Source organism: Peptoniphilus lacydonensis (assembly GCF_900106515.1).
GTDB lineage: Bacteria > Bacillota > Clostridia > Tissierellales > Peptoniphilaceae > Peptoniphilus_A > Peptoniphilus_A lacydonensis.
The window spans coordinates 775291-790095 of the sequence record NZ_FNWF01000003.1 but is presented as its reverse complement, the minus strand read 5'-3'; the positions used below and the strand labels follow the sequence as shown (position 1 = coordinate 790095).

General features: G+C 32.6%; 3 protein-coding genes. 2 read left to right on the top strand and 1 reads right to left on the bottom strand.

Features of this window, described 5'->3' with window-relative positions:
* Window positions 1-141: 141 nt before the first annotated feature.
* The gene (locus BQ5450_RS05490; RefSeq protein ID WP_010246175.1) at window positions 142-447 is read left to right on the top strand and encodes a DUF4298 domain-containing protein; all 306 of its coding nucleotides are present in this window, start codon (window positions 142-144) and stop codon (window positions 445-447) included.
* A gap of 69 nt (window positions 448-516) precedes the next feature.
* Here BQ5450_RS05490 and BQ5450_RS05485 read toward each other — a convergent pair whose 3' ends face one another.
* Window positions 517-870, bottom strand: coding sequence for a phage holin family protein (locus tag BQ5450_RS05485; RefSeq protein ID WP_010246172.1), 354 nt, complete (start codon window positions 868-870; stop codon window positions 517-519).
* 426 nt (window positions 871-1296) lie between these two features.
* Between BQ5450_RS05485 and BQ5450_RS05480 the strand changes: the two genes are divergently transcribed.
* On the top strand, window positions 1297-14715 hold the full coding sequence (locus tag BQ5450_RS05480) for a SpaA isopeptide-forming pilin-related protein (protein WP_071126217.1): 13419 nt from the start codon (window positions 1297-1299) through the stop codon (window positions 14713-14715).
* Window positions 14716-14805: the final 90 nt, after the last annotated feature.

Genomic DNA, 14805 nt, shown 5'->3' with positions numbered 1-14805 from the left:
ACAGCCCTGGCAATATGTTAGGGTTGTTTTTCATTCAATTATTTTTCTTCATATAAATCTCTTTTTATAATATAATTTATATTGTGAAGAGTAAAAATTAAATAAGATAAAGGATAAAAATTATATTATAAGGAGGACGGTATGGATCCTGTTAAAAGAATTACTGAAATGGAAAGAATTTTAAACGATCACGAAGATTTAATTAAAAACTTGAGAGATGCAATCGAGAAGTTTGAAAAACATCAAGGTGAATACCAAAAGCTAAGCGATTATTACAGCTCTGAAGTTTATTTTGACGATTTAAAAAGATATGATAAAGGCGAACTTCCTAAAAATTTGCCTTGTGGAGTTTTGTCTGAAGATGCTGTGTTTGATTTATTTGGGGACAATTTTAATGTTGCAATTGAAATGCTTGAGCTTGCAACGAATATTTTAAAAAATCACTAAATTTTAAATAAATATGATACAAATTAAAAAATCCGCAGGATAGACATTGTCAAAACTGCGGGTTTTTTATTATTTTTCAAAATTTTTGCTAATAGCTTCTCTTATAAGATTATTTAGAAAACTTAGCACGATACTTGCCCAGAAAGCCGTACCAAAACTTCCGATGGAAGAGTTTGGTGCAAGACTAAAGGAGATTTCCAAAACAATTGCGTTTACTACAAGTGAGAATATACCAAGAGTTACAATTGTAATTGGCAGAGATAATACTTTTAAAATTGGCTTGATTGTCATATTCACTAGTGCAAATATTATTGCCATGGCAACAATTGATCCAGCATTTGCGAAGTGAATTTTGTCAAATAGTAAATCTAAAATGTAAAATGATAAAAAGTTCGCCACTAAAGCGCCAAATAATTTTTTCATAAGCACCCCCATCCTTATATTAACTCAAATTACCCAAAGTTAAAAGCAGTATTTGTAAAATTTTGTTTATAATAGGTTTAAAAAGTTAAGTAAAAAATAAATACTTAGAATATAAGACTAAGAATATTAAAAATTTGACTAATAGAAAAAGAGAAAACGTATTAAAAAAAAAAAAAAAAAAAAAAAAAAACTCAAAATTCCTCATTTAATTATCTTTAAGTAATTAATTTAAAAATAAAAATTTGTTTTTGGTTATCAATTAAAGGAAAAAGCAAAGAATTTACTGGAATTATAGCCATTTTTTTTGATAATCCACGAAAATAGTATTGATATTTTTGCTCAGTTGTAATATTATACATATACCAATATTAGTGAATTATTATTTCCTAATATAGACAAAGACTTGTGATAGATAGGAGAGAAGTTATGGAGAACGCATCAAAAAGGGTTATAAGTTTTTTACTTGCAATGTTAATGATTTTAGAAGTTTTGGAGCCTACGATTGTAAGCGCCCAAAGTCTTTTAAATGAAGATACTGGACAGGTGCAACGAGAAGACAAAATATTTGACGACAGTCCAGGTGATAGAGGGAGTAGTAAAAATGAGTTTGTAATAGAGTCGAAAGACCCAAAAGAAAATGAGCAAATAGAAAAACCTAAAGCTGAACCTAAGAGGGAAGATACATCAAAAGGAACTCAAAGAAAAGAAAATCCAAAAGAAGAAAAACAAATTCCCAAAGAGGAAAAACAGAACTTCAAGGAAGAAAATAGAAAACAAAATCTCAAAGAAGAAGCTCCAAAGGAAGACATAAGTAAAAATGGATATGTGTCTTGGAGAATTAAGAGCAAGGGAAAGACAAAATATAAAAGTGGCGAAAAAATAAATTACGACGGTCTATTGATAGAAGTTACAGACCAAAAGGGAAACAAGAAAGAATTAAATTATAGAGAAGTTATAAACGATAAAAATATTCGTGCAAAAGAAGAATCAAGTGGTCTTTTTGGAGCAGGATCAGTTCCTCAAAAATTAATTCTATCAACAAATGGACTTAGAGATTTAGTAATTAATATTGATGTCCAAGATAATAACGACAAAAAAGAAGAAAAATCAAGTCAAGTTCTAGATAAGGAAAATTCTAAAGATAAATTAAATAAAGATGCTATATCAGAAGAAAACAAAAATTCCGAAGATAAAGATGAAGAAAAAGAAGGTCTACTAGATAAAATAAAAGAAGGTTTAGGATTAACAAATCTTCAAAGAGCAGACAAGGAATTAAAAGAGGCTCTTGCAGATGAAGAAAATGATATAGAAAAAATCCAAAGTCTTTTAACAAAATTAGGAGAAAAATACGACTTATCAAGAGAAGACCAAAAGAAACTAATGGAAGACAATGAAGATGCAATCAAGAAGTTAATAGATAAAGATGGGGAAAAGAATTTAAGACCAAATGTACTTAAGGGAGAAGAAGAAGGTCTAGAAAATAAAAAGTTTACTATTAGAACGGTTTTTAAAACATCGAATATAAGTGGACCAATCCAAAACTATCAATATTTTAAGATTCACCTAGATGATAAGCTTACAGTAAATGATCCATCTAGCCTAAAGTCAATAAAATATAATGGAAGAGTAATAGCAAGGCCAACTTATGATAAGGGAACTAATACTATTATCTATAATATAGAAGGAACTATTCCAGATGATATTCAAGTCCCAATTAATATTGATGTGGACTACAACAAAGAAAACATTAAACTTGATAAAGATGGAACTTTTACCGTTGTAAATAAAGTATCAGGCCTTGGAGTTAAAGCACCAAAGGATTTATTGCCACAAAAAGTTGACAGAAATGGTAATCCTGCAGGCTCTATTATCGAACCAGGTAGAAAAGATGTTGGTGAAATTATTGAGAGAGGTAAAGAAGGCTACAAAGTAAATACAGATGCTTATGCAAATCCAGTAATACAAGACGGAGAACTTAAAGGATATAATTGGACTATAAGAGTGATTTCAGATAAAGATCTAAAAGGCCTAGGGTATAAGGCTAACTTTACAACTGTAAAGGGCTCAGGTCTTGGAGATATTACAAGTAGAAGTGGATCAGTTAATTTATTAGATAATAATATAAAGGATAGTTTAGGTATAAATGATTCCAAACACCATAGTCTGGCATCACCTATGCATGAAATTACTTATGAGTTATATACACCAGTGATAAATAAACAAGGTTCATATATGATGGATCTATCTATTATTCTTACAGAAAAAGGTAAAGTTGGCGCAAAGAGAATAATTATCGATGAGGGTTATCCCATTGAAAAAGTAAAAGAAGCTACTCCAACACGTGTGGGGATGAATAATAGAACTACAATAATGGGTGAATTTTCTAGTAATAATAGTGCAAAATGGACAGTTACAGATGGAGTATCCACTGGAGATAAAGATGCAAAACTTCCACTAGAAGATAGAGAATTATTGGGAAATCAAAAATTTAATACTGGTCAAGTTGCAGTTTATAAAATAGATAAAGATACAGGTAGAATGGTTCAAGATGGGGCCATTGAAGTGGTGGATTCTATTCCTCAAAAGGAAACCAATCCTCAGACTATCCAAGATATTGGTACAATTGCAGTATATGAATACGATGCTAATATTAATCAAGAAGAAGATAAAAATCCATTGTCATTAAGTGGAGTTGAAATATCAAAATACGAAGATTTATTGATTGACCAAAATTGGAATCTTGAAGAAGGTCTAAAGATGCCAGAGCAAACCATAAAGGCAATTGATCCAAAGACAAATGATAAACTTGGGGAAGTTAACGTTCCAGCATCAACTAATGACGATTCTACAAGATCAATCTTAGTTCCATCTGCAAAAGTTTGGGATATTGATGAAAGAGGAAATGCAACTAGATTTATTCCAGAGATTAAACAAGACCTTCCAAAGACAAATACAATTGAAAGTGACACAGTAAATTATTACGAAAACGTCAATTACTATGATAGAAATATTGAAGGTTACTATATCCACAATAGAGCAACTAAGGAAAATATACCTAATCGAGGGAACTTCACTATTATTAAAACAGATAGCAAAGACCCTAATAAAAAACTTGCTGGAGCAACATTTAAGCTATTAGGCGGCTCACAAGTGACAACAGATGAAGAAGGCGCAGCTTTATTTTCAAATGTTGAACCAGGAACTTACACCCTATATGAAACAAAAGCACCTTATGGATATAAGGTGAACAAAGAAAATCCGACAATTACTGTAAGTAATGATGGTAGAGTAAGTGTCGTGGGAGGTAATGCAAGTATTTCTGTAGGTGACAATCCCACAAAGACTGTTGCACATGGAGGCTACCCAGAATACATGAATGCAATGCAGTATGCAGCCATCGACGAGGAAGGTAGAGTAGTAACTTATATATATTTAAAAGCTGACGAAGCGAGAAAGGGAGGCTCTACTAATAAAGACACAAGATTAAGTCTTAGAATGAATGATGGTTCTATATCCAATGTTGAAGTCTATGACGTAGATCCAACATATCAAAGAAGTAAGCTTAAGTCTAACATGGCACAGCAGACAGCTGAAGAAGTGATTCCTGAGCTAGGAGTAAGTGTATTAAATGCAGCCCATGAAGCACCTATTAGAGGCAATGGAAATGTAAGAGATTCTTTTACAAATAATCTTGGATATGAAGTAAAGATACCTGCATCAAGATTTACAAGAGATTGGGGATTTTTAGTAAAAGTTACAGGAAATGGAACAAGTCTAACTTATGATTGGTTGACAGAACAAAATACAGGCAATGAAGCAAGACTTCAAAATCAAAATGTAGTTCCCTCTTCTCCAACAGATAATAAACAAACGACAATCACAATAACAAATGATGCTTTCGAAACTCGCCCAGTAGAAGTAACAAAGATGACAAAAGATAAAACTCCTGTACAAGGAGCAACTTTTGTTATAAAAAATTCTAACAAAGATGTAATCGCAACAGTATCTTCAGATGAAAATGGTAAGGCATCTTTTGGAAACCTACAAGAAGGAAAATACACAATAGAAGAAACTGAAGCCCCAGAAGGCTACGTCAAATCAAATGTTGTATTTGATGTAACAGTGGATGGTTCAAATCAAGTAACCTACAAGCCAAGATTTAAATCTGGATTGGGTTCTCCTATAAATGGTGAAGACTACTGGTTAGAAGATACAGAAGAAAGCGACTCACAAGTTAATGCAAATGTTACAGGAGTAACTCAAGACTTAATAATTAACGAAAGCCAAGCAGGAGATATTGGTATAAAGCCAGGTGTATGGGAGGCCTATAGATTAGAGTCTTTGAAGTACAATGCAAGTATAGATTTAAGTGATTCTGCGCCAGGAAAGAGATTTTCAATTCAGTTTGACCCTAATTTGGACTTCACACAATATTTTGGAGAGTTTCCTAAAATAAATATTGGTGGAAGAGAAGTAGCAGACCCATATTTTAACTATGCTACAAACAAACTAACTTATGTGTTTAACGAGAAATCTAAAGGAGGAGTTGCTACAGCAAAGATTGAACTAACTGGTATAATACCAAATAAATTCTATGCACAAAATGATGGGGAATTCCCTTTTACAATAACAGTAGCACCAGGACAAACTGGTTTAGGAAATCAAACAATAACAAGAAATATAAAAGCGGACTATGAGCAATATGACTATGACCCTGCAGGAAGGAAAACATCACAATCATATTATTTTAGAGATGTTTACAAGGCTGAAGATGGTCAATGGTATGTAACAGCATTGGCATATTATAATCCAGTATACGCAAATAAAGGGAATAATGATGTCCTCAATTTCAACTGGAAGTCTACAAAGTACCAATCTGGCAACTATGTTAATTGGATGGGCAAGGGTATCACACCTGCATTCACATTGCGAGATGTGAAAGTGTATAGAACATCTCCAAAAATTATAGAGTTACCAATAGCAGGGGCTAATGATATGTATAAGAAGGTTAACACTAATATGCCATTGTCTTATGGTATAAGACCAGAGCAGGACTTAAACACATATCATCTTATATATAGCAAAAGCATAGACCCTAATCGTTCTATAACAAATGATAGACAAGGTAGCATCACACTTAATTACAATCCAGACAAGCTAGATACATTTGGTGAAATGAGAGATAAAGGGCCTTTAAATATACAAATGCCAAGTGTTGATAGATCTCATGATTACGGCTATATAATTGAACAAACATTTAAAATCGATGATATGGATAAGTTCAACAATAGTTGGAGAGCATTTAATATGTCCAATGGTTCATTTAATTCTGCATTCGTAACAAGGGCCAACTATAACAAGGCAAGCGGGGATCAAACTGGCGGAGAAATTCCTAAGTTCTACAGTCAAATAGTTGGACTAGTAAACAAAAAATACACTCCAGGTAACTTTAACATCAAGAAGCTTGATGATGCAAATAGAAGTAAAACTCTAGCTGGAGCAAGTTTCTCCTTAACAGATTCAGATAAACACGTTATTTATAGAAGCTCCGGAGAAGATGGAATTGTAAGTTTCGATAATCTAAAGCCAGGTATCTATACTCTGAAGGAAGAAATGGCACCAGATGGCTATATTAAATCTGACAAAGTGTGGAGAGTAAATGTAGGTAATGATGGTTATGTAACAATTACAGAAATAGGATTAGACTCAACAGGCGAAAGTTTGACAGGAAAAGATATCACTCTAGAAGTAACTAATAAGCCAAAAGCCACAAAGTTTGTAGTATATAAAAAAGATAATAATGATACACCACTTAAAGGAGCAGAGTTTAAACTCACTAAAAAGGGCGACAAGGATGCTTTTGCAAAAGGCACTTCGAATGAAAATGGTGTAGTAAACTTTAATAAAGAATTAAATAAAGGAACTTATATCCTAGAAGAAACAAATCCACCGTTGGGTTACAAGAAACTTAATAGTAAATGGGTGGTAGAAGTAGATGGTTCTAACAAGGCTAAAGTTTATAAATACATCGAAGGGCCTAAGAATGAAACAGATGCTAAAGTTAATGAGTCCTTACTTGGAGAAAGTGGAACTAAATGGGTCAATGTTTCTAAAAGACCACTCTATGGATGGAATTTAAATGACAATAGAAGCACTGGATATGTAGATAATTATCCAGAACCATACAAAATGGGTACGAGAATTGTAGCTATAAATAAAGAAAAAAATTACGTCATTCAAAGATATGTAATAAATCCAGAAGGAAATTCTGTAACTATAAATAGGGCAATTTTTCATAGAGAAAAACCTCACTATGATAATATGACTTGGTATTATGGCAACGAAGACATTAAAATCTTTAGTCTAGATAAGAAAGTTACTGGCAATGTAGAAGATATAAGGCTAGAAAACTATAAGCTAGAAGAATTAGATAGAAAAGTTGGGAAAAGCAAAGTTGTTGTTTCAGGTGAAGGTAGATTACAACTTGATTTCAAAAATCAAACTTACACTAAGCCTATAATAGTCGATGTCAAAGTCCCTTATAAATCTGTAAATGGAGGAGTAGGTACAGGCATGGACCTCTATTATAAGGATGGTTCAATAGCATGGAAGTCCGATTACTACGAGTCTGTTACTTATATAGTAGAAGGAGAACCCGTAGTAACAGGTAGTGAAGCTGGAAGTATTAAAGGTGCTTATGTATCAGAAGACTTTTTAGATGTAACTAATAGTCGAGAAGAACATGGATTTTCTTTCAAAAAGATAGATAATGATAGTCATGATGCAGTAACAGGGGCAACTTTTAAATTGCAAGGACCAAAAGTTGATGATAATAACTTAGGCGAAGAGAGATACCAAAGGTCTGGAACTGATGGTATGGTTAATTTCAAAGATTTAGTTCCAGGAATTTATAAACTTACAGAAACAGGTCCAGCTCAAGGTTACGAACCTTCCAAGACTGATTGGAGAGTAGCAATAACTAAAGATGGCAAGGTTTATATAAGAGATAATAATCCAAGTGCGGAAGTTCCAGAAGTGCCAAAATCAACATGGCAAAAAGTTACTGACATTAATGAACAAAATTCAAGTAGAACTAGAGCATTTGGGTCTTACGATAACAATCCAGCCAATTCTGGTAAGATTGTCAAAACTTATATAACAGAAGTTGACAAGAAAAATAATAAATTCAAACAGGTTTTTGTATTTAATAAACACCCTGTATATATGGGTAATCCAGTAGTGGAAATTCATTCTTATCCAGAAAATATAAGCTTAAACGAAGAGAACACAAAAATTTTGTCTGTCAAAGAAGTTAATAAAGCTTCTGAACCAGATAAAATAGTAAACCCAGGGGCAGATGTTTCATATAATCTAAAAACTACAAATAAAAATGGAAAAGATAGATTAGTTTTAGAAACTACTTTAGCTCAAAGCAAGACCTTTGCAATAGAAGTAGAATCAACAATACCAAATTCTGGTGGTTTTGGAATTGGTTCAGATCTTAAAAACCAAGGGAGAACATATTGGGGAGCAGAATCTTATGAGTCACTAGATGGAGTAAAATTAGCACCACTAGAAGAATCCACAAGTGATAGGAATGCTACATTATATGTTGGAGAAGATAGATCTGCTAGAACTGGTAATGGTGTAGAAAATAGTTATGCACTCAAATCTAACCCTATGATGCTAGCTTTCTCATATAATATAAAGGAAGAAGAATTAGATAGAGGAGAAACACCTATACCATTTAAAACTGACACAGAATTAAAAATTGAAAGTGTCAATAAAAATATGAACTCAGTCTATGAGGGTACAGTCCTTGCAGGAGATACCGATATAATAACAAATATTCAAAGAGCAGGATTTTCTGCATACACAGATGATAAAACTATAACATCTAAGATGGCAAATACAGAAATAGCATCTAATGCAAGTTCAGAAAACTCAAATGACGAATTAAATATAGAAGATGAAGAAATACCAACACCTCAAAGAGCAGGAAGTGGTTGGGAAAAAATTGATACATCAAGATCAGAAAAACCTGATTCTAGAGCAAATCCTAATAATCCTACAAGAGTTCATACTAAAATTACAGAAATAAATAAGGATACAAAGCAGTTTAAGCAAATATTCCTAATAGATGGAAGAGATAATGCAAACAATGATTTTAACCTTAATATTCATAGGCAACCTTCAGGTTCACTGAATAAAGGAGATGTAAGTGTAAGAGTATTTACAGTAGGAAATGGATCAACTGTGGATAATATATTATCACCAGGTAAGGATTTAGCATTACAGGGTCATGTAGTAGAAGATGGTCAAAATCCAGGGCAACTAAAGATAAGATTTAATGGAACTGGTAACAGGGGATTTTCAAAAAATAATTTATTTGCAATTGAGGTTACTTCAACTTATATTGATAAGACAGACCTAGGATTAGGTATGGATTATTACTATCATAGAATCGGTAGACCAGATCAATGGCAAAAATATTGGGGAGCACAATCCTACACAAGTGCAGATGCTATTAATAGAGAATCTTACTCTGTAAGTGCAAGTTCACAGGAAAATGGAAGTGTTACTGCTAATCCAAATAAAGACTTAAAGCAAGGTGATTCTGTAACTATTACAGTAAAACCAGACCAAGGCTTTGAACTTGATAAGTTAATAGTAAATGGAAAAGATGTAACTAGAAATGTAAATAATAATAATTATACATTTACTATGCCAAATAATAATGTTACAGTTTCTGCAAGCTTTAAAGAGAAAAAAGCTACAACTTATAGTGTTTGGGTTCAAACTGTAGAAGGTGGTTCTGTAATAGCGAATCCAAGTACATCTGTGACTGAGGGAGAAGATGTAAACTTAACTATAAATCCAAATGACGGATATGAATTAGATAAAATAACTTATAATGACCCTGAGGGAAATAGTCATAGGTTGACTTCAAATAAGTTTACTATGCCAGCCTATGACGTAACACTTATGCCTGTATTTAAAAGGATACCAGAAGCAAATTATAAAATCACAATTAACCAATCACAAAATGGTTCTGTGACAGCTGATAAACAAAGTGCAAAAGCAAATGAAACTGTAAACTTAACAGTAAGTCCCGATGAAAATTTCGTGCTTGATAGCTTAACAGTGACAGATGATAAAGGCGGTAATGTAAATGTAGATAATAATAAATTTACAATGCCAGAATCAAATGTTAGAGTCTCTGCGACTTTTAAGGAAAAAGAAAATTTGGCTCCTAGCGATCCAATAGATGAATTTATTCCAGAAGAAGGAAAAGATATTCTAATAAATCCAGATGGAGAGAGTCCAAAAATTGTAGAAATCACAAATAAAAAGGCAGGTATTACTCCAAAAATCTTTAAAAGAGATGGATTTGGAAATCCTCTTGAGGGAGCAACTTTTACTGTAAAGAAGATGACGGATGATACCTATAAGGTGGAAGATAATAGTTTTGCACCGTTTACCGGCACATCTGATAAAGAAGGAGTTATAAGTTTTAAAAATCAATCTGGACAAGAGATTAAGCTAGAAAAGGGTTACTATCTTCTTAAAGAAGATAAAGCTCCAATGGGATATAAAAAAGCCGCAGCTGACTGGAAGATTGAAGTAAAAGACGAAGGCGGTCGTATGTATGCTGTATATCAAGGGCCAGAAGATACAGCATCAAGCCTTATAAATGATGATGAAAAAGCTAATGCAGGGAAGTCCGCTGATAATGATGCAATTAAATACAAGTCAAGACTAACCTCAATAGATCCAGAATCAAAGACTTTCGTTCAAAGAATTTATGTAGATACTAGAGGATACAAAGGAAATGAACTATTAAATGTACAAATCATACCAAAGATTAAAAGAGAAGAAATAGATACTCCAGGAGAACATCCCAAGACTATAAAAGAAGGTGTAAAGACAGCTTATAGGACAACTTATGAGATAACAAACCCAGATGGCAATAGTGACATTAATAATGCTGAATTTGATAAGATTCTAAGAACTTATGACTTGTCAAAAAGGAATATGGCTATGATAAACACTGCAAGGTGGAGACCATTTGACTGGGGCTTTGATGAAGATCAATTAAATCTTGATAAGGGAGTCTATATAATAGATGTAGAAGGCTATTATGATGACAATATTACTGAGGAAGATATAGGAAAGATTGAACTTCACGTTGACTTCTATGAAGGAGCAAGAAAATTCGAACAGTTTACCTATAAAGATGGTAAAGAAGGCTGGTATGATGGCTATGATGCATCTTATCAAAAAGGTATGCAAGCTGTTAGAGATTTAATAGAAGAAAAATATGGAAAAGAAGAAGCAGATAAGTGGTTTGCTTCTAAGCCAGATGATCAAAAATATCAAAACTTTTTGAGTAAAGAAGCTTATTATGGTAGTGATAAATATATAGCTGGTAGAGTTACACCTTCTGTAAATGAAGAACCATTTTATCATGCAGATACTAGCATAGATATAAGTACTCTCTATAATTCAAAAAGTAAAGAAGAGATACCAAAGGATGGTTTGACAATAACAAATGATGAAGAATCTTATAATATCACTTTCTCTAAACATGGTCGTGATGATTCAGATTGGAAAGACAACAGTAAAGAAGTAACAAACAACAGACTTGAAGGAGCAGTATTTAAACTCCAAGTAAGAGGTCCAGGTGGTATTTATGAAGATATGCCAGGTACAACAGTAGCATCTGCATTCAATGGTTACTTTGGTTTTAGAGGACTAAAACCGGGACGTTATAGACTAATGGAAGTAAAAGCACCAAAAGGATACATTCCAATTGATGAGCCAATCCTCCACATGACAATAGCCTATGATAAGGGCGGCATATCAGAAGAAACTGGCGAAATTACACCAGGTAGAGGAGTTATAACTCTAGAATATAATCAAAACGCAAATGGTATTATCCAGTACGCGCCAGAAACTAGAGATGAAAATGGAAATCTGATTACTCCAGAGGATGGTAAGTTAGTAGACTATGTAACATCTGCCACAGCGAAGAACATGGGTAAAATCATTAACGAGAAACCAGACAAAGGTAAGATTACAATCACTAAGAAAGATGATGATATGAACTTACTAAATGGAGCGGAGTTCAAGTTATCTAAAATTTCTGCAACTGGAGGAAAGGAAAATCAAGGTCAAGTTGAAGTAAAAACTGGTGTAGTTGGTAAATCTCCTAATGAAAATGGTAAATTAGTATTTGAAAATCTTCCAATTGGCAAATATGTATTAGAAGAAACAAAGCCTGCACCAGGCTATGAAAATAATGCCAAGAAGTGGTATTTAACTGTAGGTGGTGAAGGTCTTGACCCATATGTAAATGACACAAGTTCAGGTGGTAAAGATTTATCTAATAGTATAGAGCTTATTTCATCTGATATGGCAGTTCTTAGACCACAAACAGATGATACATCTACTGAAAATAACATTATAAAACCTCATCAAGGTGAAAACTTACAATTTACAAATAAATTTAAAGTTAAAAGCAATGTTAAAATAAATCCTGGAGATTATTTTGTATTAAAACTAAGTGACAATATTGACTTGGAAGGAATTAAACGAGGAGATAGTGCAAACTTTGATTTATTTGCAGATGGTGTAGGGACTGTAGCCAAGGCAAAATATGACAAAGAAGCCGGAACTATTACCTACAAATTTACAGAGTATGCAAACCAATATGGCTTGGAAGAATTCTCAAATACTTTGGAAGCCTATGTTAATCTAGATAGGGTCAAAAAATCTGGAAATCAAAATGTGGGAATGGGTATTGAAAATGATACAAGTAAATACAAGAATGTTGATGTTAATTATATAATTGACACGATAGAATCTAGTGACGGATCTAATAACATTAATCTAGCATCAAAGATTGTAAGCTTTAATACAAAAACTGGCGAGTTTGAACATTATTTCTATATAAATAGAAATAGAGAAGATGATACAAAAGAATTGACATTTAGTTATTCACCAAATATTGATGTTTCAAATTTAAAGTTCACGTCATATATATTGAGAAATAACGGTGATGATTATTTGAAAGATAGCATGCCAGAATCCTTTGGAGTTGATGAAAGAAATTCCAACTTATATTATGCAGGAAGTCAAGGATTTGGAAATGTATCCGCTAATGAAAAAATTACAAATAGTATAGGAACTTTTCCTATTAACAAGTCAATGATTATCAAAGTGACTGGGAAAGTAGATACAAATGAATTTGAATATTTTAAGGGAACTTCTGAACTTTATCATAAGTATTACACAAATGATAGTAATGACAATTCACAGACAAATAAATACCCGTATGTATCTAGATTCGATGAAATTTATTCATTTGATCACTCTGTTGAGGCTAGTAAAGAATTAGATATTAGAGCCATAAATCCTAAAAATAAAATAAGATTTAAAAAGATTGACCAAGAAGGTAACGTGCTTGAGGGAGCTAAATTTGCTCTTGTTAAGTATGATGAAACTAATAAAAATTGGTCTGATGTAGCTGGTACAGAAAAAACTTCTGGAAAAGATGGTTTCATAACTTATGAAAAACTACCTTCTGGTAAATATGCCCTAATAGAAAAAGAGGCACCAACAGGATATAACAAGATAGAAGGTCATATCGAAGAATTTACAGTTGGGGAAAATGGTGTAATAACTAGAGAAGTAGAAAGAACTAATAGAGAAGAAACTTCTGGTGTTAATATTGCTAAAGCATTTTCTGAAACAGCTGAAGACCTGCGAAATATTATAACAAGAGGAAATGGAAATTCTAAAAAAGTAAGTGAGCCTGTGACAAACCCAATAGACGTAATAAACTACAAGGATATTGAATTTATTAAGATAGATGCTGATGATTCCACTAATAAGCTAGAAGGTGCAGAGTTTGAACTTTATTACAAGGAAAATGCAGACGACAAAAAGTATCAGCCTTATAAAGTTACAAATGATATTGGTAAAGAAGAAACAATGAAGGTAACATCTGATAAAAATGGTAAGTTCAAATTAAATATTTCTAAAGACGGCTACTATGCCCTAAAAGAAACTAAAGCACCAGATGGATATTCTAAATTCCCAGGTATGATTAAAGAATTTAAGCTAGAAAATGGCAATATTAAGATTTTAGAAAAAGATCCATTAAAAGAAAGTTACACTAAGAGTAATAAGGGAAAACTCACAAGTGAAATACTTGAAGTGGATAAAGATAAGAAGACTTTCAAGCAAAGGATAATTATAAATCCAAATCACGACTCTTGGACATTTGACTATGATACTCAGTTTAGAATCTATACAAATAATAATTGGAGCATAGACCCGACAGATAATGATTCTAAGAGTACTGTAAAAGTTGCTGTGGTAGATAAGAATAAGAAAATATCTGATCTTACAGACAAAGACTTTACTGATAAAACAAGTTTCAACTACAATAGAGTCGATAATATTAGAAGATTTAGACTAAAAGATTTGATAAATAATAGGAATCAAACTATCACAACAGAAGATGCAATAGTTGTGGATATAAGTGGAAAACTTGCTGATAAGGCAGCTGATCCGATAGAATTAAAATCAGATATACGTTTTGACTTACAAATAATAGACGAATTAACTTATGCATTTGATATAAATGCTATTGGTGAAGCTAAAGGAGCTTATGTAGACTTTGAGGGTAAAGAACCAATTCAAGTTGAAAATAAGAAGGGTGAATATCCTCACACAGGTGGTAGAGGTACTTTAATCTTTACAATAACAGGTTTAGTGATTATGAGCGCTGCTGCTTATGTTTACAAGAGAAAAAGGAGCGTGCCTTGTGATGAATAGTACAAAGGATAATCAGAAACACCCTCCGTGAATATTTTGGTATAAGTATGAAAAGAGTTTATTTATAAATATTTTAAATAAACCCTTCAA

Bases quoted from the DNA above. Each gene is read 5' to 3' on its own strand.
- BQ5450_RS05490 (WP_010246175.1), top strand. From the start codon at position 142: ATGGATCCTGTTAAAAGAATTACTGAAATGGAAAGAATTTTAAACGAT.
- BQ5450_RS05485 (WP_010246172.1), bottom strand. From the start codon at position 870: ATGAAAAAATTATTTGGCGCTTTAGTGGCGAACTTTTTATCATTTTAC.
- BQ5450_RS05480 (WP_071126217.1), top strand. From the start codon at position 1,297: ATGGAGAACGCATCAAAAAGGGTTATAAGTTTTTTACTTGCAATGTTA.